Origin of the sequence: Caulobacter sp. SLTY, from assembly GCF_009905535.1 — a bacterium.
Lineage (GTDB): Bacteria > Pseudomonadota > Alphaproteobacteria > Caulobacterales > Caulobacteraceae > Caulobacter.
The window spans coordinates 19,869-38,571 of the sequence record NZ_JAAALA010000006.1 but is presented as its reverse complement, the minus strand read 5'-3'; the positions used below and the strand labels follow the sequence as shown (position 1 = coordinate 38,571).

Annotated in this window: 21 protein-coding genes; 11 read left to right on the top strand and 10 right to left on the bottom strand. The window is 68.3% G+C overall.

Annotated features, from left to right (window positions below; all coding sequences use genetic code 11):
* Window position 1: 1 nt before the first annotated feature.
* Together GVN21_RS04685 and GVN21_RS04680 are read left to right on the top strand one after the other, a co-directional pair.
* The gene (locus tag GVN21_RS04685; RefSeq protein ID WP_166573561.1) at window positions 2-1,249 is read left to right on the top strand and encodes an aspartate kinase; all 1,248 of its coding nucleotides are present in this window, start codon (window positions 2-4) and stop codon (window positions 1,247-1,249) included.
* Window positions 1,250-1,595: 346 nt separating this feature from the next.
* Window positions 1,596-3,014: an MATE family efflux transporter gene (locus tag GVN21_RS04680; protein ID WP_166573560.1), complete on the top strand. Its 1,419-nt coding sequence runs from the start codon at window positions 1,596-1,598 to the stop codon at window positions 3,012-3,014.
* Here GVN21_RS04680 and GVN21_RS04675 read toward each other — a convergent pair.
* From GVN21_RS04675 to GVN21_RS04650, 6 genes are all read right to left on the bottom strand, one after another.
* Window positions 2,993-3,814: an enoyl-CoA hydratase-related protein gene (locus tag GVN21_RS04675; RefSeq protein WP_166573559.1), complete on the bottom strand. Its 822-nt coding sequence runs from the start codon at window positions 3,812-3,814 to the stop codon at window positions 2,993-2,995. The two genes, GVN21_RS04680 and GVN21_RS04675, sit on opposite strands and share 22 nt — an antisense overlap.
* Before the next feature lie 12 nt (window positions 3,815-3,826).
* Window positions 3,827-4,600 (bottom strand): SDR family oxidoreductase, encoded by a 774-nt coding sequence (locus GVN21_RS04670; protein ID WP_166573558.1) that lies wholly within the window; start codon window positions 4,598-4,600, stop codon window positions 3,827-3,829.
* A gap of 59 nt (window positions 4,601-4,659) precedes the next feature.
* Window positions 4,660-4,809 carry a hypothetical protein gene (locus GVN21_RS04665; RefSeq protein ID WP_166573557.1) on the bottom strand — a complete coding sequence of 50 codons (150 nt, stop codon included), beginning with the start codon at window positions 4,807-4,809 and terminating at the stop codon, window positions 4,660-4,662.
* Window positions 4,793-5,812 carry a cytochrome d ubiquinol oxidase subunit II gene (gene cydB, locus GVN21_RS04660; RefSeq protein WP_166573556.1) on the bottom strand — a complete coding sequence of 340 codons (1,020 nt, stop codon included), beginning with the start codon at window positions 5,810-5,812 and terminating at the stop codon, window positions 4,793-4,795. Before cydB ends, GVN21_RS04665 begins: the two co-directional genes overlap by 17 nt.
* Window positions 5,812-7,203: a cytochrome ubiquinol oxidase subunit I gene (locus GVN21_RS04655; protein WP_166573555.1), complete on the bottom strand. Its 1,392-nt coding sequence runs from the start codon at window positions 7,201-7,203 to the stop codon at window positions 5,812-5,814. Before GVN21_RS04655 ends, cydB begins: the two co-directional genes overlap by 1 nt.
* A gap of 127 nt (window positions 7,204-7,330) precedes the next feature.
* A complete protein-coding gene (locus GVN21_RS04650; protein WP_166573554.1) occupies window positions 7,331-9,178 on the bottom strand; it encodes an ABC transporter transmembrane domain-containing protein in 1,848 nt (615 codons plus the stop codon).
* Between the two features lie 128 nt (window positions 9,179-9,306).
* On the opposite strand from GVN21_RS04650, the gene rpmE reads away from it, so the two are divergent.
* Window positions 9,307-9,531: a 50S ribosomal protein L31 gene (rpmE, locus tag GVN21_RS04645; RefSeq protein ID WP_166573553.1), complete on the top strand. Its 225-nt coding sequence runs from the start codon at window positions 9,307-9,309 to the stop codon at window positions 9,529-9,531.
* A 519-nt stretch (window positions 9,532-10,050) separates the two neighbouring features.
* Here rpmE and GVN21_RS04640 read toward each other — a convergent pair.
* Both GVN21_RS04640 and GVN21_RS04635 read right to left on the bottom strand, forming a co-directional pair.
* Window positions 10,051-10,569, bottom strand: coding sequence for a DUF1465 family protein (locus GVN21_RS04640; RefSeq protein ID WP_166573552.1), 519 nt, complete (start codon window positions 10,567-10,569; stop codon window positions 10,051-10,053).
* A gap of 91 nt (window positions 10,570-10,660) precedes the next feature.
* On the bottom strand, window positions 10,661-10,870 hold the full coding sequence (locus tag GVN21_RS04635) for a DUF1192 domain-containing protein (protein WP_166573551.1): 210 nt from the start codon (window positions 10,868-10,870) through the stop codon (window positions 10,661-10,663).
* A gap of 86 nt (window positions 10,871-10,956) precedes the next feature.
* On the opposite strand from GVN21_RS04635, the gene GVN21_RS04630 reads away from it, so the two are divergent.
* The 4 genes from GVN21_RS04630 to rplA all read left to right on the top strand — a co-directional run bounded on the left by GVN21_RS04630 (window position 10,957) and on the right by rplA (window position 14,085).
* Window positions 10,957-11,934 (top strand): NAD(P)H-quinone oxidoreductase, encoded by a 978-nt coding sequence (locus tag GVN21_RS04630; protein WP_166573550.1) that lies wholly within the window; start codon window positions 10,957-10,959, stop codon window positions 11,932-11,934.
* 29 nt (window positions 11,935-11,963) lie between these two features.
* On the top strand, window positions 11,964-12,605 hold the full coding sequence (locus tag GVN21_RS04625) for a glutathione S-transferase family protein (RefSeq protein ID WP_166573549.1): 642 nt from the start codon (window positions 11,964-11,966) through the stop codon (window positions 12,603-12,605).
* Between the two features lie 354 nt (window positions 12,606-12,959).
* A complete protein-coding gene (rplK, locus tag GVN21_RS04620) occupies window positions 12,960-13,391 on the top strand; it encodes a 50S ribosomal protein L11 (protein ID WP_166573548.1) in 432 nt (143 codons plus the stop codon).
* A 4-nt stretch (window positions 13,392-13,395) separates the two neighbouring features.
* Window positions 13,396-14,085, top strand: coding sequence for a 50S ribosomal protein L1 (gene rplA / locus GVN21_RS04615; RefSeq protein ID WP_166573547.1), 690 nt, complete (start codon window positions 13,396-13,398; stop codon window positions 14,083-14,085).
* A gap of 74 nt (window positions 14,086-14,159) precedes the next feature.
* On the opposite strand, the gene GVN21_RS04610 is transcribed toward rplA, so the two are convergent.
* Both GVN21_RS04610 and GVN21_RS04605 read right to left on the bottom strand, forming a co-directional pair.
* Complete coding sequence (locus GVN21_RS04610; protein WP_166573546.1) at window positions 14,160-14,432, bottom strand: hypothetical protein; 273 nt, start codon at window positions 14,430-14,432, stop codon at window positions 14,160-14,162.
* Window positions 14,433-14,592: 160 nt separating this feature from the next.
* Window positions 14,593-15,531 carry an oxygenase MpaB family protein gene (locus GVN21_RS04605; protein ID WP_240902764.1) on the bottom strand — a complete coding sequence of 313 codons (939 nt, stop codon included), beginning with the start codon at window positions 15,529-15,531 and terminating at the stop codon, window positions 14,593-14,595.
* A gap of 66 nt (window positions 15,532-15,597) precedes the next feature.
* Between GVN21_RS04605 and GVN21_RS04600 the strand changes: the two genes are divergently transcribed.
* From GVN21_RS04600 to rplL, 4 genes are all read left to right on the top strand, one after another.
* Window positions 15,598-16,272, top strand: coding sequence for a CerR family C-terminal domain-containing protein (locus GVN21_RS04600; RefSeq protein WP_166573545.1), 675 nt, complete (start codon window positions 15,598-15,600; stop codon window positions 16,270-16,272).
* Between the two features lie 166 nt (window positions 16,273-16,438).
* The gene (locus GVN21_RS04595) at window positions 16,439-17,377 is read left to right on the top strand and encodes a beta-1,6-N-acetylglucosaminyltransferase (protein WP_166573544.1); all 939 of its coding nucleotides are present in this window, start codon (window positions 16,439-16,441) and stop codon (window positions 17,375-17,377) included.
* A gap of 307 nt (window positions 17,378-17,684) precedes the next feature.
* Complete coding sequence (gene rplJ, locus GVN21_RS04590) at window positions 17,685-18,200, top strand: 50S ribosomal protein L10 (RefSeq protein WP_166573543.1); 516 nt, start codon at window positions 17,685-17,687, stop codon at window positions 18,198-18,200.
* A 51-nt stretch (window positions 18,201-18,251) separates the two neighbouring features.
* Window positions 18,252-18,638, top strand: a complete 387-nt coding sequence (rplL, locus tag GVN21_RS04585; protein ID WP_166573542.1) for a 50S ribosomal protein L7/L12 — start codon at window positions 18,252-18,254, stop codon at window positions 18,636-18,638.
* Window positions 18,639-18,703 lie beyond the last annotated feature (65 nt).

The following is an 18,703-nucleotide window of genomic DNA, read 5'->3' as shown; positions in this document are numbered from 1 at the left end:
CTTGTCACGGCTGGTCATGAAGTTCGGCGGCACCTCGGTGGCCGACCTGGAGCGCATCCGCCGGGTGGGCCGGCTGGTGGCGGCCGAGGCGGCGACCGGCAAGAACGTCGCCGTGGTGGTCTCAGCCATGGCCGGCAAGACCAACGAGCTGGTGGCCTGGACCGATGGGGCCGGGGCGGCGGCCCAGGGCCTCACGCCCTCGGATGACGAATACGACGTGGTGGTGGCCAGCGGCGAACAGGTGACCGCCGGCCTGCTGGCCATGACCCTGCGCAACATGGGCCTTCGCGCCCGCTCCTGGATGGGCTGGCAGATCCCGATCATCGCCGACGACGCCCACGGCCGCTCGCGGATCGAGGAGATCCCGTCCGAAGCGCTTGGTGCGGCGATGGACGGCGGCGAGATCGCGGTCATCGCCGGCTTCCAGGGCGTCACCAAGGACGGCCGCATCGCCACCCTGGGCCGGGGCGGCTCGGACACCAGCGCGGTGGCCATCGCCGCCTCACTGGGCGCGGCGTGCGACATCTACACCGACGTGGACGGGGTCTACACCACCGACCCCCGCATCGAGAGCAAGGCCCGGCGGCTGGCCCGCATTTCCTACGAGGAAATGCTGGAGATGGCCTCGCTGGGGGCCAAGGTTTTGCAGACCCGCTCGGTCGAAATGGCCATGGCCCACAAGGTGCCGGTGCGGGTGCTGTCGAGTTTTGTCGAACCGGGCGAAGCGCCGGGGCAGGGGACCATCCTCTGCGACGAGGAGGATATCGTGGAAAAGCGGATCGTGAGCGGCGTGGCCTACAGCCGCGACGAGGCCAAGGTCACCCTGTTCGGCCTGCCCGACACCCCGGGGGTCAGCTCGCGCATCTTCGGGGCGCTGGCGGATGCCAACGTCAACGTCGACATGATCGTTCAGGCGCACGCCCGCACGGCCGACACCGCCAACATGGAGTTCACCGTCGGCAAGCGTGACGGCGCCCGCGCCATGGAGGTCGTCAACGGCCTGCAGGCCGAACTCGGCTTCGAGGGCGCAGTGCTGGACGAGGACGTCGCCAAGGTGTCGGTCATCGGCGTCGGCATGCGCAGCCACGCCGGCGTCGCCAAGACCATGTTCAAGGCCCTGGCTGACAAGGGGGTCAACATCCAGGTGATCTCCACCTCGGAGATCAAGATCAGCGTGCTGATTGAGAGCGCCTACACCGAACTGGCCGTCCGGGCGCTCCACGCGGCCTACGGGCTGGATCAGCTTTAAGTCCGGTCCCTCTCTTTCGGGGAGGGAGGATTTTGAGCAACACCGTCAAACAGCGTTCCCCCGCGGGTTGACCTCCCGTGCGACCCGGAATACCCATCCGCCACTCGGCCCATCCGGGCCGCACCTGAGAGCCAGTACCCGTGAACCGCAAATTCCTCACCCAATGCACGTCTGTGCCGTCCGCCTTTGGCGGTCGCATGGCCGCCTGCGCTCGCGAGGAATTCGCCTAGAGGATTCAGACACCCTGAAATCTCAGCCGCCCCCTCCCGAGCCCGACGCTCCGGAGGGGTTTTTTGTATCCCCATTGCGCGCGTCGGGCCCGGGCCACAAAACCCGAGAGACCGACATGAGCTTGACCTCACAAACCTTCTCCAGCCGCCTCAGTCCAGGCGGAAGCCTCGCCGGCTGGCTGGCCGAAGCCCGCGCCCTGTTGTGGCTGTCGGGACCGCTGATCATCACCCAGTTGGCCCAGATGGCCATCCTGGCCACCGACGTGGTGCTGCTGGGGCGCCTCAGTTCCCACGCCCTGGCGGCGGCGGCGATCGGCAATACCGTCTACTACTTCTGCTGGCTGATGGGCGGCGGGCCGACCGCCGCCGTGGCGCCGATGATCGCCCAGATGCTGGGCCGCAACCCGAACGACATCGACGGTCCCCGGGCGGTCACCCGCATGGGCCTGTGGGTGGCCATCGTGCTGCCGCTCCCGCTGATCCCCATCCTGCTGTCGGCGGGCTGGATCCTCAGCCACCTGGGGCAGGACCCGGCGCTGGCGCGGGACGCGGGCAAGTTCACAGCTATGCTGTGCTTCGGCCTGCCCTTCACCTTCGGCTTCCAGGTGCTGCGGAACTTCGCCACCGCCCTGGAGCGGCCGAGGGCGTCGCTCTACGTCATGCTGGCGGCCATCGCGTTCAACTTCGTGCTGGCCTGGGCGCTGATCTTCGGACACCTGGGCCTGCCGAAACTGGGCATCATCGGGGCGGGCATCGCCACCTCCAGTTCGGCGGTGTTCTCCTTCCTGGCCATGGTGGTGATCCTCTGGCTGGACCCGGTCCTGCGCCGGGTGCCGGTGTTCGAGGGCTTCCGGACGCCGGACTGGGGCCAGTTCAAGGAGCTGTTCCGGCTGGGCGTGCCGATCGGCCTGACCATGCTGTTCGAGGCCATGCTGTTCAACGCCATGACCCTGGTGGCCGGCACCTTCGGGGCCGCCACCCTGGCGGCGCACCAGGTGGCCCTGAACTTCGCCTCGGTGACCTTCATGGTGCCTCTGGGCATCGCCATGGCGGCCACCGTGCGCGTCGGCCTGTTCGCCGGCGCGGGCGACACGGCCGGCACGCGGCGGGCCGGGTTCGTGGCCATGGTCGCGGGCGGCGGGGTGGTGCTGCTGTTTGGCGTGCTGATGGCCTTCGCCGGCCATTGGATCGCCGGGCTCTACATCGCCGGGCGGGGGCCTGAGGACCTGCAGATCATCGCCCTGGCGGCGCTGTTCCTGAAGGTGGCGGCGGCCTTCCAGCTGTTCGACGCCCTGCAGGTGGTCGGCGCCCTCAGCCTACGCGGGCTGAAGGACGCCCGCTGGCCGATGATCCTGGCCGGCGGCAGCTACTGGCTCGCCGGGGCCCCGGTCTGCATCCTGCTGGGGGTCACCCTCGGCATGGGGGGCCTCGGCATCTGGATCGGCCTGGCCTTCGGGCTGGCGGTGGCGGCGCTGGCCATGTGCCTGCGCTTCCACCTCCTGACCCGTCCCGGTCAGCTTTCGCGGGTCTCGTAAACCGGCCGGCGTTTTTCCAGGAAGGCTCGCACGCCTTCCTGGAAGTCGCCGTCGGAGCTGGCCAGGATCTGGTTGCGGTCTTCCATGGCGATGGCCGCTTCCAGCCCTTGCGCGTCGATGGCGTGGTTGAGGCACTCCTTGGTCAGCCGCAGGCCGAGCGGTGTGGCGTGCAGCATGTCGTCGACGAAGCCCTGGGCCAGGCTCTGCAGATCGTCGGCCTCGACGATCTGGCTGATCAGGCCCAGCTCATAGGCCCGCTGGGCGGTGAAGAACCGGCCGGTGAGCATGTATTCCGCCGCCACCGAGCTGCCGACCATGCGCGGCAGGAAGTAGCTGACGCCGATGTCGCAGGCGGTCAGGCCGATGCGGATGAAGGCGGCGTTGGCTTTGAGCCGCGGCGTGGCGATCCGCACGTCGCTGGCCAGGGCAATAGCGAAGCCGCCGCCAGCCGCCGCCCCGTCGATGCAGGCGATGATCGGCTGGGGACAGCGGCGCATGGCGATTACGATCTCGCTGATCCGGCGCTGGGCTGTGAGGCCCGCGCCGATCGAACGACCGCCTTCGCTGTTGCTGCGCTCCTTCAGGTCCAACCCGGCGCAGAAGGCCGTGCCGGCGCCCCGGATCACCACCACCCGCACGTCGCGGCGCCAGTAGAGGCCGACGAAGAAGTCGCGCAGCTCCTCGACCAGCTTGCGGTTCAGGGCGTTCAGGCTGTCGGGCCTATTCATCGTCACCCAGGCCGTCTGGTTCTCCAGCCGGATGTCGAGGTGTTCGTAGGTGGCATCGTTGTTCTGGGTCATCGTCTGCACTCCTTATTTCGTCTGGCCGCCGTCGACGGGGATCACCGCCCCGTGGACGAAGCTGGCCTTGTCGCTGAGCAGGAATGCGGCCATGGAGCCGATTTCCTCCGGCTTGCCGAACCGCTGCAGCGGCACCTCGCGGCGGATCCAGCGGTTCCAGTTGTCGGCCCGCTCGCCGGTCGAGCGCGCCTCCCAGTCGCCGCCGGGGAAGATGATGTTGCCCGGCGCGATGCAGTTGACCCGCACCTTCTTGCGGCCGGTGATCTGGGCCAGTTCCTTGGTCAGGTGGTTCACCGCCGCCTTGGCGGTGCCGTAGGTCAGGGGCGTGCCGAGGGCGCCCAGGCCCGCGATCGAGCTGATGAACAGGATCGAGCCAGCGCCGCGCGGCTCCATCCGGGCATAAGCCCCGCGCGCCAGCCGCCACGCAGAGCCCAGGTTCTGGGAGAAGCCCGCGTCCCAGGTCTCGTCGTCCACCGCCGCTCCGGGCGGGCAGGGGTGGAGGCCGACGTTGGCCACCGCCCCGTGGATGGGGCCGAGGGCCTCTTCACAGGCGGCCAGGGCCTTTTCGATGACCGCCGTCTCGCGCAGGTCGCCGGCCATGGCCCAGAGGCGGTCTTCGCCGAACCGAGCGGCAAGGTCGCCGCGGGTGGCTTCCAGCGCTTCGGCGCCGCGGGCGGTGATGGCCACCTTGGCGCCCTCGGCCAGGCAGGCCTCGACGATCCCCAGGCCGATGCCGCGGCTGGCGCCGGCGACGAAGATGACCTTGTCCTTGAGGCCCAGATCCATGGCGTTCTCCCTTGTCGTTTTAGGGACAGTGGAGGCCCGGCCGTTAGGTCAGGCAAGCGCTACAGGCCGAGCATCGCTCTTAGCGCATAGGCCACCGCCGCCGTGGCGGCCAAGCCGCCGAGCGCCAGCAGGGCGAACCACATCAGGCGGCTGGGCCAGCTGGGGCGCGGGTCGTCCGCCTCGGGCGGGCCTTCAATGATATCCGGCATCGGCGGCGACCTTGCCTCGGAAGATCCAGTAGACCCAGGCGGTGTAGCCGAGGATCACCGGCAGCAGGATGGCGACTCCGACCAGCATGAAGGCCAGCGGCCCGTCCTGGTTGGCCGCCTGGCGGAAGGTGACGTCGTAGGGAATGATGTTGGGGAAGAAGCCGGCGGCGAGGCCCACGAAGCCGGAGAAGAAGACCAGCAGGGCGCCGAGGAAGGGGCCCTTGTGGGAGCCCTTGCGCAGCCCCCAGGCGATGACCGCCAGACCGGCCAGTCCGAGCAGCGGAATCGGGCTGAGCGGCAGGAAGGCGGCGAGATCGAAGGCGCCGCCCTCGTAGCCCCAGCGCTGGGCGATGCGCGGATGGACCAGCAGAGTGGCGAGGCTGACGGCGGCGAGCAGGGCGGCGACCAGACCGCCGCTGATCCAGGCCCAGCGGCGAGCGTCGGCCTGCAGCTGACCTTCAGAGCGCCAGATTACCCAGGTCGCGCCGAGCAAAGCGTAGCCGGCCGCGAGGCCCGCCGAGACCAGCAGGCTGTAGGGGGTGAGCCAGTCGAAGGGACCGCCGACGAAGGCGCCGTCCTCGACCTTGATGCCCTGGATGAAGCCGCCCAGCACCAGGCCCTGGGCGAGGGTGGCGGCGAGCGAGCCGCCGGCGAAGGCGGCGGTCCACAGGGCCTTGCCGCGCCGGCGTCCGTGCAGCCGGAACTCGAAGGCGACGCCGCGCAGGATCAGGGCCAGCAGCATCAGCATGAGGGGGAGATAGAGGGCCGGGCCGAGGATGGCGTAGGCCATGGGGAAGGCGGCGAACAGCCCGCCGCCGCCCAGCACCAGCCAGGTCTCGTTGCCGTCCCAGTAGGGGGCGATGGAGTTCATCATCGCGTCCCGCTCGGCCGGACTGCGGGCGAAGGGGAAGAGGATGCCGACGCCGAGGTCGAACCCGTCCAGCAGGACGTAGAGCAGAACGGCGGTGGCGATCAGCCCGGCCCAGATCAGCGGCAGATCCATCAGGGGGCCTCCTCGTCGGGCGCGGCGGCCAGGGGCGTGCCGGGGGCGCGGTCCTCCTGGGTCGGGGCCTCTTCGTGCGGGGCGGGGCCGCGGTTGAGCAGGCGCAGAATGTAGAGGGCGCCGGCGCTGAACACGATGGCGTAGATGACCATGAAGGCCAGCAGTGAGGCGCTGACCTGCCCGGCGCCGACCGGCGAGACGGCGTCCTTGGTCCGCAGCACGCCGTAAATCACCCAAGGCTGGCGGCCGACCTCGGCGACGATCCAGCCGGCGATCACCGCCACGAAGCCCATCGGCGCCATGAACACGCTGGACATCAGGAACAGGCGGTTGGCCTCCGGTCCCTTGCGCCAGCAGCACCAGGCGCCCCAGAGGCCGAGCCCGATCATCGCGAGCCCCAAGCCCACCATCACCCGGAAGGCCCAGTAGACCAGCCAGACCACCGGCCAGTCCTCGCGCGGCCAGGCATCGAGCCCCTTGAGCACTGTGTCGCGCGAGACGCCTTGGATCGGATTACCGATGCCGGGGATGGCGATCTCGCCGTGGGTCTTGGCGGCGTCCCGGTCGGGGATGCCCACCAGGCTCTGCGGCTGGTCGGCGCGGGTCTCCCAGTAGGCCTCGATGGCGGCCAGCTTCAGTGGCTGGTGATCACGGACGATCTCGCCCGAGGCATGGCCGACGACCAGCTGTAGCGGAGCCACGATGGCGAACATGCCGATGGCCATGCGCAGGGCCATGCGGCTCTCCGGCTGGTCCCTGTCGCGCAACAGCACCCAGGCGCTGGCCCCCCCGACCGCCAGGGCCGTGGTCAGGAAGGCGGCCAGGGCCATGTGGGCCAGGCGGACAGGGAAGGTCGGGTTGAACACCACGGCCCACCAGTCGGTGGCGGTCAGGGTCCCGTCGGGCAGGACGGCGTAGCCGGCCGGGGCCTGCATCCAGCTGTTGGCGCTGATGATCCAGAAGGCCGAGATCAGGGTGCCGATGGCGACCAGCACGGTGGAGGTGAAGTGGAGGCCCGGCCCCACCTTCTTCCAGCCGAACAGCATGATCCCCAGGAAGCTGGCCTCCAGGAAGAAGGCGGTCAGCACCTCGAAGGCAAACAGCGGGCCGATGACCGGGGCGGAGACCTGAGAGAAGACGCTCCAGTTGGTGCCCAGCTGGTAGCTCATGACGACGCCGGAGACGACGCCCATGCCAAAGCTGATGGCGAACACTTTTACCCAGAAGAGGTAGAGGTTGCGGAACACCTCCCGCCGGGTGGTCAGCCAGAGGCCTTCACAGACCGCCAGGAAGCTGGCCAGGCCAATGGTGAAGCTCGGGAAGATGATGTGGAACGCGATGGTGAAGGCGAATTGCAGTCTCGCCAGGACCAAGGCGTCGAGATTTTCCAACGTTCACGCCCCATGTTCGCACAACGACCGGCGAGGCGCCGGCCGACCCGACGCCGCGACGCCGGGCCAGGAAGGGTGCAGCGAGGTTTGCGCCGCCTGAACTCAAATCGACACTAAGGGAAACCCCTTAGGCCGCGTTGGCCGCGAACTGGAGGCCAGCCAGCTTTGCATAGAGGCCGCCTTTGGCGACCAGCTCGTCGTGTGTCCCTTCCTCGACCACCCGGCCGCCGTCCATGACGATGATCCGGTCGGCGCGCAGGACGGTGGCCAGGCGGTGGGCGATGACCAGGGTGGTGCGGCCGTCCATGGCCTCGTCCAGGGCCTTCTGCACCAGGCGTTCGTTCTCGGCGTCCAGGGCGCTGGTCGCCTCGTCGAGCAGCAGGATGGGGGCCTCGCGGACCAGGGCGCGGGCGATGGCCAGGCGCTGCTTCTGGCCGCCGGACAGGGTCTTGGCGCGTTCTCCGACCGGGGCGTCATAGCCGCCGGGCAGGGCGGCGATGAAGCTGTCGGCCTCGGCGGCGCGGGCGGCGGCCTCGACCTCCTCGTCGCTGGCCTCTTCGCGGCCGAAGCGGATGTTGTCGCGGGCCGAACCGCTGAACAGGGCGGCGTCCTGGGCGACCAGGGCCATGCGCTTGCGCACCTCGCCCGGATCAGCCTGGCGCAGGTCGACGCCGTCCAGGCGGATGGCGCCGCTTTGCGGATCGTAGAAGCGCAGCAGCAGGCGGAAGACGGTCGACTTGCCGGCGCCCGAGGGGCCGACCAGGGCGACGGTCTCGCCAGGCTTCACCGTCAGGGTCAGGCCCTTGAGCGCCGGCAGGTCCGGGCGGCCGGGGTAGGCGAAGGTGACGTCGTCGAAGGCCACCTCGCCCCGCGGCTCGGGCAGCACCACGGGCAGGGCCGGGGCGGCGATGTTGGGCCTGGAAGCCAGCAGCTCGCTGATCCGCTGGGTCGCGCCGGCCGCCTTCTGAACGTCGCCCCAGACCTCACCCAGCATGCCGACGCTGCTGGCGGCCATCACCGACAGGATGACGAACTGCAGCAGGGTGCCGGCGCTCATGTCGCCGGCCACCACCTGGCGGGCGCCGACCCAGAGGACCAGGGTCACGCCACCGAAGATCAGGGCCATGACCATCAGGGTCATGGCGGCACGGGCCTGGGTGCGGGCCATGGAGCGGCCGAAGGCCATTTCCACCGCCCGGCCGAAGCGGGTGGTGGCATAGGTCTCGCGCCCGAACGCCTGCACGGTCTCCAGGGCGTCGAGGCTCTCGCCCGCATAGGCCACGGCGTCGGCGAAGCGGTCCTGGGCTTCGGTGGAGAGTTTGCGCACCCGGCGGCCGAACACGAACATCGGCACGATGACCACGGGGCCGATCAGCATGACGAACAGGGTCAGCTGCCATGAGACATGGGCCAGCAGGATGGTGGCGCCGATCAGGCTGAACAGGTTGCGCAGGGCGATGGAGACCGAGGAGCCGACCAGGGTCTCGATCAGGGTGACGTCGGTGGTCATCCGCGACAGCACCTCGCCGGTGCGGGTCTTCAGGAAGAAGGCCGGGTCGAGGGAGAGGATGTGGCCATACAGGGCCTTGCGCACGTCGGCGACGACCCGCTCGCCCAGCTGGGTGATGAAGTAGAAGCGGAAGGCGGTGCTGACCGCCAGGGTCAGGGCCACGGCGCCCAGGCCCAGGAAGGCGGCGTTCAGCTGGCCGGCGCCGCCCTGCAGGAAGCCCTGGTCGACCACGATGCGGGCGGCGCCGGTGATCCCCAGGGTGGCCGAGACCGAGACTAGCAGGAAGACGAAGGCGCCCGCCGCGTAGGGCCAGTGGGCGCGCATGAAGGGCCAGAGGGTGGCCAGGTTGCGGACATCGCGGGATTTCGGCCGCCGGGCGGCGTCCTCGCTGATGCTGGAGACCAGGGCGGCGCCGGCGCCGGGGCGGCCATCGACGACGGCCTGATCGATCTCGGTGGTGCTCATGATCCCTGACGTCTGGTTCCGGCGACTCTTGCTTGCCTTGTCGCGCCGCCTTCTGTATAGCCGCGCGTCTCCGCGGGCGACCCCGCGCTCACACCTAATTTGCCGCACTCTGTCGGTTGGACCGCCCGATGAAACAAGACACGCACCCCGACTATCACTTCATCAACGTCGTGATGGTGGACGGCACCACCTACAAGACCCGTTCGACGATGGGCAAGGAAGGCGCGACGCTGAACCTCGACATCGACCCGAACACCCACCCGGCTTGGACCGGCGGCAACCAGACCCTGCTGGACCGCGGCGGCCGCGTCAGCCGGTTCAACGCCAAGTTCGGTGCCTTCACCAAGAAATAAGCTGCTCCACGTCTGTGGACGACAGAGGCCGGCCCGGTTGGGCCGGCCTTTTGCGTTGACGAAGCGGGCGATTCTACCACGGCCGGCTACGAAACATCCGGCGATTTTGTTGGCGGGGTCGATCGACCCAGCCCTGTTGGCTTTGCGGTAGCCAGAGGACTTGCTGGTGTGGGGCCGGGCGTAGCCCGAGGTATAGGTCGACTGTTTGCGGATGTAGCCTGGTTTGAGGGGGGCTGGGGCTACGGACGACGGGTGCTAAAAGTGACGGCTCGGTGGGTGCGGAGCGCGGTTTGAATTTCACCCGGGTAGAATTATCGCCTCCCACCCCATGTCATGCTTCGGCCGCGTAGCGGACCGGAGGACCCACTCGTCCGCTTGGCGCATGTCGTTTGAGGGATGGGTGCGGCCCTCGGTGACGGCCTTTGGGCTCCAGGCGGTTCCGCCCTTGGCGTGGGTCCTCCAGTTCGCGCTCCGCGCGCCCGAAGGATGACAGCTATGGTGTAGAGGAAGGGGGTGAGCCTAACCCACCGCTCCGAACGCATCGCGCAGGCGGTCGAACTGGCTCAGCACGGCGTTGGGGACTTCTTCTTCCTGGGACTCCACATACATGCGGCGGTCGAGGTGGCGGACGCGGTCGTAGAGGCGGCCCGAGCGTTCGAGCAGGACCAGGAGACCCACGGGCAGGGTTTCAGTCGGGGCCTCAGCGTCATGGACGGCTTCGGCGCTAAGGCGGTAGCGGTCATCGCAGGCGGCGTCCGGGGCCATGTCGCCTTCGCGGACGGCGCGCTGGACCAGCAGCCAGCTGGCCACCTGCATCAGACGGGTGGTCAGGCGCATGCTTTCGGCGGCGTAGGACAGGGCGGCGTTGCGGCTGAGCAGCTTGCTGTCCTGGCGGCCGGCCCCATCGAGATAGGCGGCGGTCTCCTCGACCAGGTCCATGCCTTCCTGGAAGGTGCGCTCGAACAGTTCGGAGCGGGCGAAGTCGGAAATCACACCGGCTCGCCACGGCGCCGTCGCCAGTGCGCTGAGATCGTTCATCAAGACTTCCGCCCCTAACTGTTACGCGTTTGCCGGCCGAACTGGCCGTCCGCCAACGGACTGCAACCCGCGTGCCAACCCCTTACCCTGTTCAGCCGTTCTTGAAGTTGAACAGCGCCTCCGCGGCCGATTTTCCCGCCTGTTTCTTGTCGATCTGAGCCCTGCAGCGGGCGATTTCCGCCTGTAGCGCCTCGATGCGCTCCTCCAGCTCCGACACCCCGTAGATGTCCAGGTCCTCGCGGCCCAGGGCCTTGAGGGTGTCGCCGCGTCCGGCCCGGGGGCCGAGGGGTTCGTCGATCATTCGCCGTCTCTCCTATCGCGAAGGGCCGGATTTGGTCCTATCTGACGCCGCAACCGCGCCGCGCGCAAGCTTTTGGGAGCCCCAGGATGTCCGACAAGACCATGACCGCCATCGGCATCGAGGGCGGCAAGGGGCCCGCCGAGGCGCTGCGGCCCGAAACGGCGCCCATTCCCGTGGCGGGCGAGGGGGACGTCCTGATCCGGGTCAAGGCGGCAGGGGCCAACCGACCCGACATCGTCCAGCGGCTGGGCGCCTATCCGCCGCCGCTGGGGGCCTCGCCGGTGCTGGGGCTGGAGGTGGCCGGCGAGGTGGTCCAGGGCGCCGGGCGCTGGAAGGCGGGCGACCGGGTCTGCGCCCTGCTCGGCGGCGGGGGTTATGCAGAGTACGCGGTGGTCGACGCCCGGCACGCCTTGCCGGTCCCGGCCGGATTGTCCCTGGAAGAGGCGGCCGGGCTGCCGGAGACGGTGTTCACGGTCTTCGCCAACGTCTTCGAGCACGGGGCGCTGAAGGCCGGCGAGACCCTGATGATCCATGGGGCGACCAGCGGCATCGGGGTCACCGCCATCCAAATGGCCAAGGCGGCTGGGGCAAAGGTGATCGCCACCGGCCGGGGGGCGGACAAGAAGACCAAGGCGCTGGAGATCGGCGCTGATGTCGCGGTGGACGTCACCGCCGAGGATTTCGAGGCCGTGGCCAAGGCGGAGGGCGGCGTCGATGTGGTCCTCGACATGGTCGGCGGTCCCTACTTTTCGAAGAACCTGGCGGCCCTGAACACCGGCGGCCGCATCGTCTACATCGCAGCCCAGGCCGGGCCGATGATCGAAGTCCCGGTGTTCGCCATCATGCAGAAGCGGGCGACCATCACCGGCTCCACCCTGCGGCCTCGCAGCGCCGACGAGAAGGCGCGGATCGCCGCCGAGGTAGAGCGGGTGGTCTGGCCCTGGGTAGCAGCGGGCAAGGTGAAGGCGGTGGTCGACCGGACCTTCCCCCTGGCCGAGGCGGCGGAGGCGCACGCCTATCTGGAAGCCGGGGCGCATGTGGGTAAGGTGGTGCTGACCACCTGATCGGGTCACTCTCTATAGGGGCAGCAGGAATGATCACCGTCTGGGGCGAGGGCAGGGGGTTTCGGGTTGTCTGGCTGCTGGAGGAGATGGGCCTTCCCTATCGCCTGCGGGACGTAGACCTGTTGAAGGGGGCCGAGAGCGATCCTGAGTTCATGGCCGTCAACCCCGGCGGGTTCATTCCGGCGTTGCAGGACGAGCATGGGGTGGTGGTCGAGTCGGTGGCCATCCTGCAGTACCTGCTGGGGCGGCATGGGCCTTCTCCTTTGGCGCTGGAGCCGACGGATGCCGGTTACGGTGCGTGGCTTCAGTTCCTGCATCTTGGGGAGGCGGGCCTGATGGGGCCGGCCTTCTTTGCCTGGGCGGGCGGCGGGTTTGGGCCGCCGGGGGCCAAGGAGGACTGGACCGGATCGATGGCGCTGAGCCTGCTGAACAGTCGCCGGCGGCTGGTGGCGCGGCAGCTGGAGCGGGCGCCCTACATGGCGGGCGAGGTGTTCACGGCGGCGGATATTTCGGTGGCCTACGCGCTGATCTGGGTTCGGCGGCAGGGGATGGCGGCGTTGACCGCGGATGAGGAGGCGTATCTAGAGCGGTGCGCCGCGCGTGAAGGATACCGGCGGGCGATGCAAGCCTGCCCCGCGACGCGGGGGTGGGCGGAGGCGGCGGGGCGCTAAAAAGGTCCCCGTCTCAATTAGGTTCGGGGCGGTCGTTCCAAACCAGGACCGTCATCCCGGACAGCCCGCAGGGCTGATCCGGGACCCAGGGGGGCAGCGCACCGGCCGCCAAGCGGCGTTGAATCGCCAGATCAAGCACCCCCTGGGTCCCGGCTCTCCGCGCATCGCGCTCCGGCCGGGATGACGGAGAAGGGTGGGCAGGTTTGCGATTCCATTTTGCCTCTGCTACAGAGCCGGCCCCCGCGCCCTAACCGGCGCGGCTTTCGCCTTTACGGGTGAAATCAAATCCGTGGGAGGGACGCCAAGCCCGCACCACGGCTCACAACCGCCGGCCCGTCCGGCATAGGAGAAACCATGGCCAAGAAGATTCTGGGCTACATCAAACTGCAGGTGGCTGCCGGTTCCGCCACCCCTTCGCCGCCCATCGGGCCGGCGCTGGGTCAGCGCGGCGTCAACATCATGGGCTTCTGCAAGGAGTTCAACGCCCGCACCGAGAACGTGCCGAAAGGCACCCCCCTGCCGACGGTGATCACCGTCTACCAGGACAAGAGCTTCACCTTCGTCACCAAGACCCCGCCGGCGACCCACTTCATCAAGGAAGCCCTGGGTCTGAAGTCGGGCTCCAAGACCCCGGGCCGCGACAGCGCCGGCAAGATCACGCAAGCCCAGCTGCGCGAGATCGCCGAAAAGAAGATGAAGGACCTGAACGCGAACGACGTCGAGCAGGCGACCAAGATCATCGCCGGTTCCGCCCGTTCGATGGGCCTGACCGTGGTGGAGGGCTAAGCACATGGCCAAGCAACCCAAGCGCATGAAGGCCTGGACCGGCGACCGTAACGCCGTCCACACCGTCGAAGAAGCCGTCAAGCTGGTGAAGGCCAACGCCACCGCCAAGTTCGACGAAAGCATCGAGATCGCCGTCAACCTGGGCGTCGACCCGCGTCACGCCGACCAGCAGGTCCGTGGCGTCGTCAGCCTGCCGTCGGGCACCGGCCGTGACGTCCGCGTCGCGGTCATCGCCAAGGACGCCAAGGCCGAGGAAGCCAAGGCCGCCGGCGCCGAAGTCGTCGGCGCCGAGGACCTGGTCGAGCGGATCCAAGGCGGGTTCATGGACTTCGACCGCGTCATCGCGACGCCGGACATGATGGCCCTGGTCGGCCGTCTGGGTAAGGTTCTGGGCCCGCGCGGCCTGATGCCGAACCCGCGCGTCGGCACCGTGACCCCGAACGTCGGTCAGGCCGTGAAGGACGCCAAGGGCGGCGCCATCGAGTTCCGCGTCGAGAAGGCGGGCATCGTCCACGCCGGCATCGGCAAGGCCTCGTTCACCGAGGAAGCCCTGCTCATCAACGTCCGCGCTCTCGTGGACGCACTCAACAAGGCCAAGCCGTCGGGCGCCAAGGGCACCTACGTGAAGCGGATCTCGGTCTCCTCGACCATGGGTCCGGGCTTCAAGGTCGATACCGGCAGCATCGGCGTCTAGGCGCCTCACTGCCTTTCAAGTCCAGCGACGGGCGGTCCCACATGGGGCCGCCCGTTTGCTATTCGGCCCGTCTGCTATTCAGGAAGGGGGCTGAAGCTCTTCTCTTCGCGCCAGGCGCGGGCCTTGCCGAGGGCGGAGGGCGCGACCGCCTTCCAGTAGTCGGCGTCTTCCGGGCGGGCCTCTTCGAGGCGCTCGATGGCGCGGCGTCGGCGGGCGGCGGCGATGGCCAGCATGCGGGCATGCTCGCCGCGCGGGGTCGGCTGAGGCTCTGGCCGATAGCGGCGCAGGCGTTTCGCGTCGAAGGCGCGCCAGACCGCGGCTTCAAGCTGTTGGGTGCTGTGGAACATCAGGGCGACTCACAACCCTGGCGGCGCTTTTGCGGGGCCGGGGGAAACAGCGATCGCGCTTCTATCGATCGCACCTTCAACCCGCCGATCCGGCGGGACGTTCCGCACCCTGTGGATAAATTGTGGAAGAAATAAGGACTTAGGTGGTTAACGTCGTCGCTCAGGCGGCCAGGGCCTGGGCGGGGTCCAGGCCGGCGGCCGCGATAAGGCGCAGCTTCTCCGGCTCGCTGCGCCAGACGAAATTGCCGGGCAGGCCCAGGCGCAGGGCGGCGTCCCAGGCGGGGGAGCCGGGGACGGGAACGCGATCGGCCAGCTTGCCGACCGCCTTGAGGGCCGCCGTCTCGGACCAGCTGAGGTTCCACTCGGGGCCCAGGCCCAGCCGCTCGCGCACGATCGGCGGCAGCAGGGAGACGGAGGCCTTGGCCAGCGCCCTGTGCAGGAATTTCGGTACGGCCGGCGCGGCCTGGCCCGAGACAATGATGGCCAGGAACTCGTCGACGATCGGGTGGGGCTCAAAGCGCGGGGCCAGCTTTTCCATCATCGCCATGAAGTCGGCGGTCGAGCGCAGCGGCGCCTTGACGCCGTAGAGGGCGCCGATCTCGGCCCCCTCGGTATAGAACCGGGTCTTGTCGGCTTCCGACAGCGGGGCAACGAAGCGGTCGTAGGCGTTGAGGAAGCCGTAGCCGGCGGTGGCGGCCACCCAGTCGAGCAGCTCGGTGTCCAGCGCCTGATAGGCCTCGCCGCCGGGCGTCTTGCCCTTCACCTGGCTGTGCATGTTGGTGACGCCCTGGATCACCCGCCGGGCGGCGCTGGCCGGACCATAGACCCCCACCATGGCGGCCACGCCGGTGCGCTTGGAGCGGCCGATCGGGTCGACCTTATAGGTGGAATGGTCCCAGACCCCCGAGCGGATCCGGGCGTCGGCGAACTCCAGCAGCACCGCCGCCACTCCGCCGATGCCCAGCGCGATAGGGTTCTTGTAGACCCGCCAGGCCATCGAACCGGGGTGACAATAGGCCGCCTCGTCTTTCGGACTGGCGAAGTCGATCTTCCAACCTAGGTAGGAGGTCATGTCGAGCATGGCGAGCACCAAATTCATATCAGTTGATACATTTCTATCAGCCGGCGTCTTTTGTGACAACCCGGCCCGTGGCATAGCTGGCTGATGTCCAGCCGAGACGCAGAGGTCAGGGAGATCGCGGGCGGCTATCGCAAGGGCGAGGCCGCGCGGCAGAGGATCCTCGATGCCGCCCTGGACGCCTTTGGGGCTGGTGGCTTCAAGGGGGCCACCACCCGGCAGATCGCTGAGGCCGCCGGGGTCAACCTGCCGGCCCTGAAATACTATTTCGGCGGCAAGGAGGGGCTGTACCTCGCCTGTGCCGAGGACATCGTCGAGCGCTACCGCAGCCAGATGGTCGCGCCCATCACCGAGGCGCTGGAAGGCCTGCAGGCCGATGAGACGCCGGCCCAGGCCCGCGTCGCCCTCAAGCGGATCATGACCGCCCTCGCCGACCAGCTGATGGTCACCGGGGAGGCCAATGCCTGGACCGGGTTCGTGCTGCGGGAGTTCGCCGAGCCGGGGCCGGCATTCGCGGTGCTGTACGAGCATGTCTGGGCGCCCGGCACCGAGTTGGTCGCCCACCTGATCATCCGGGCGAGGGGCCAGAAGATCAGCCTGGAGGCCGGCCGCATCGAGGCGTTGATGCTGATCTCCAGCCTGTCGGCCTTCGGCATCGGCCGGCCGGTCTCGCTGAAATTCCTCGGGTGGCCGGACTCCGGCGACGGTCGGTTCGATCAGGTGATGGCGGCCGTCTTCGCCCGGATCGACGCCATGAGCTGACGGCCTTCGGGCGGGATCGGCGCATTTTCCGACATGTGCCGGTGAAGGGCGGGCGGGGCCTATCTATTGCGGCGCCGTCGCCCCATCTGAAGAGCGTGGCCGCCGGCAGCGAACTGCATTGCAGTTGATCCGCTCGGGTTTGGCCCCCTCACGAAATGACGCCACCATGCCCGACCCGTCGGAACTCCCTGCCGCGCGCGGGACCCGCGCGCCGATTCCGCCGTTTCGTGCGGTCAAGCCGGTGGCCTCGATCGGCTACCTGATCCTGGTCCACCGCTTCCCCGAGCAGTTCGAGCGGATGTTCCGGGCCATCCACGATCCCGCCAATCGCTATGTGGTCCACGTCGACGCCAATGCAGACCCGTCGGTCGGCGCGGCCATCGCCGCCTTCCTGGCCGACTATCCGAACGCGGCGATGCTGGACAGCCGGCCGGCCCTCTGGGGCGGCTACAGCCTGGTCGACGCCGAGCTGCGCGGCATGGCCAGGCTGCTGGAGATGGGCGCCGACTGGGAGTTCTTCATCAACCTCAGCGGCCAGGACTTTCCGCTCAAGTCGCAGGCCGAGATCCGCGCCTTCCTGTCGCGCAACCGGGGCAAGGAGTTCATCGTCGCCCGAGACCAGGCCCTCCACCGGCCGGAGACCATGACGCGGGTCACCCGCCTGGTCATCGAGACCCGCAAGCGGATCTTCCGCACCCCGCTGCCCCGGTTCTTCCTCGGCGGGGCCAAGCCCTACATCGGCAATCAGTGGATGATCGTCAGCCGGAAGTTCTGCGCCTTCGTCACCGGCGATCCGTCGGTGGACCGGTTCAAGCGCTTCTATCGCGGCAGCTTCATCGCCGACGAAGGGTTCTTCCAGACCGTGATCCGAAACACCCCCGGGCACGGCGAGGTGACTGGCGATGACCTTCGGATGATCGACTGGGTTCCGGACGGGGCGATCAAGTTGCGTCCGCGCACGTACGGTATCGCCGATGCGCCCGCCCTGCTGGCCAGCGACAACCTGTTCGCCCGGAAGTTCGATGCCGCGTTCGACGGGGAGATCCTGGACGTCCTCGAGGCGCATCTGGCTGAAATCGACGCGTCCCCGAAACAGGCGGCCTGACCAGCCCTTGAGTTTGGGCAAGCCTTCCGCTATACGCGCCGCCTTCCACGGACGGACTCGTCCGGCCGTGGTCCTGTCCGTGAACAGCGGGGCGGTGGGGTCACCACAGCCTTTATCCAGGAAGAGCCCTTCCTGACCGTTCGGAGACGGGGATGCAAAAGAGATTTCGCGCCGGCCGCCCATGCGCGCCGTGGCGGGTCCGCTGCTTCCTTCGGACAGTTCGAGACGGCTCAAGGCGTGGGTTTCCCGCGCCTGGAGCCACATTCGGCATCCGGGCGACCGGATGTCATCCGAGTAGGAGACCGCAATGGACCGCGCTCAAAAGCAGGCGACGATCGATACGCTCAAGGGCGTGTTCGCCGACGCCGGCGCCGTGGTCGTGACCCACAACCTGGGTCTGACCGTTGCGGAAATGACTGCCCTGCGTGGCCGCCTTCGTGAAGAAGGCGCCAAATATCAGGTGGTGAAGAACACCCTGGCCATCAAAGCCCTGGCGGGCTCGGAATCGGAAGCGGGCTCCAGCCTGTTCACCGGCCCGGTCGCCGTGGCTTACGCGGCCGATCCGGTGTCCGCCGCCAAGGTCATCACCCAGTTCGCCAAGGAAAACGACAAGCTCGTGGTCATTGGCGGCATGATGGGTGCGACCGTTCTGGACGAGAGCGGCGTCAAGTCGCTGGCTTCGCTGCCCTCGCTCGACCAGCTGCGTGGCAAGCTCATCGGGCTTATCCAGGCTCCGGCGACCAAGGTCGCGGGCGTCCTGCAAGCTCCGGCGGGCCAGCTGGCGCGGGTGTTCAACGCCTACGCCACCAAAGACGCCGCGTAATCGCAAGTCATCTCCGCAAGACACCTCCCATCCCTGTAACAGGAACTGAAAATGTCCAAGCTTGAAAAACTGGTCGACGAACTGTCGACCCTGACCGTCCTGGAAGCCGCTGAGCTCTCCAAGCTGCTCGAAGAAAAGTGGGGCGTCAGCGCCGCTGCTCCGGTCGCCATGATGGCCGGCCCGGCCGCCGGCGCCGCTGCTCCGGCCGAAGCCGCCGAAGAGCAAACCGAGTTCACCGTTGTTCTGACCGCCGGTGGCGACAAGAAGATCAACGTGATCAAGGAAGTCCGTGGCGTCCGTCCGGACCTCGGCCTGAAGGAAGCCAAGGACCTGGTCGAAGGCGCGCCGCAGAACGTTCTCGAGAACGTCTCCAAGCAGCAAGCCGAAGAAGTGAAGAAGAAGCTGGAAGAAGCCGGCGCCACCGTCCAGATCAAGTAATCTGGCGGCCGCGCAAGCTGTCCAAAGAGAAGGGCCCGTGGAGCGATCCACGGGCCCTTTTTCCG

Coding starts and splice junctions, on each gene's coding strand:
- GVN21_RS04605 (WP_240902764.1), bottom strand. CDS start 15,531: ATGAATTTGGTGCTCGCCATGCTCGACATGACCTCCTACCTAGGTTGG.
- GVN21_RS04640 (WP_166573552.1), bottom strand. CDS start 10,569: ATGAACGATCTCAGCGCACTGGCGACGGCGCCGTGGCGAGCCGGTGTG.
- GVN21_RS04610 (WP_166573546.1), bottom strand. CDS start 14,432: ATGTTCCACAGCACCCAACAGCTTGAAGCCGCGGTCTGGCGCGCCTTC.
- GVN21_RS04675 (WP_166573559.1), bottom strand. CDS start 3,814: ATGACCCAGAACAACGATGCCACCTACGAACACCTCGACATCCGGCTG.
- GVN21_RS04630 (WP_166573550.1), top strand. CDS start 10,957: ATGTCCGACAAGACCATGACCGCCATCGGCATCGAGGGCGGCAAGGGG.
- GVN21_RS04600 (WP_166573545.1), top strand. CDS start 15,598: ATGTCCAGCCGAGACGCAGAGGTCAGGGAGATCGCGGGCGGCTATCGC.
- GVN21_RS04650 (WP_166573554.1), bottom strand. CDS start 9,178: ATGAGCACCACCGAGATCGATCAGGCCGTCGTCGATGGCCGCCCCGGC.
- rplL (WP_166573542.1), top strand. CDS start 18,252: ATGTCCAAGCTTGAAAAACTGGTCGACGAACTGTCGACCCTGACCGTC.
- rplJ (WP_166573543.1), top strand. CDS start 17,685: ATGGACCGCGCTCAAAAGCAGGCGACGATCGATACGCTCAAGGGCGTG.
- GVN21_RS04665 (WP_166573557.1), bottom strand. CDS start 4,809: ATGCCGGATATCATTGAAGGCCCGCCCGAGGCGGACGACCCGCGCCCC.
- GVN21_RS04680 (WP_166573560.1), top strand. CDS start 1,596: ATGAGCTTGACCTCACAAACCTTCTCCAGCCGCCTCAGTCCAGGCGGA.
- rplA (WP_166573547.1), top strand. CDS start 13,396: ATGGCCAAGCAACCCAAGCGCATGAAGGCCTGGACCGGCGACCGTAAC.
- cydB (WP_166573556.1), bottom strand. CDS start 5,812: ATGGATCTGCCGCTGATCTGGGCCGGGCTGATCGCCACCGCCGTTCTG.
- GVN21_RS04595 (WP_166573544.1), top strand. CDS start 16,439: ATGCCCGACCCGTCGGAACTCCCTGCCGCGCGCGGGACCCGCGCGCCG.
- GVN21_RS04625 (WP_166573549.1), top strand. CDS start 11,964: ATGATCACCGTCTGGGGCGAGGGCAGGGGGTTTCGGGTTGTCTGGCTG.
- GVN21_RS04670 (WP_166573558.1), bottom strand. CDS start 4,600: ATGGATCTGGGCCTCAAGGACAAGGTCATCTTCGTCGCCGGCGCCAGC.
- rplK (WP_166573548.1), top strand. CDS start 12,960: ATGGCCAAGAAGATTCTGGGCTACATCAAACTGCAGGTGGCTGCCGGT.
- rpmE (WP_166573553.1), top strand. CDS start 9,307: ATGAAACAAGACACGCACCCCGACTATCACTTCATCAACGTCGTGATG.
- GVN21_RS04635 (WP_166573551.1), bottom strand. CDS start 10,870: ATGATCGACGAACCCCTCGGCCCCCGGGCCGGACGCGGCGACACCCTC.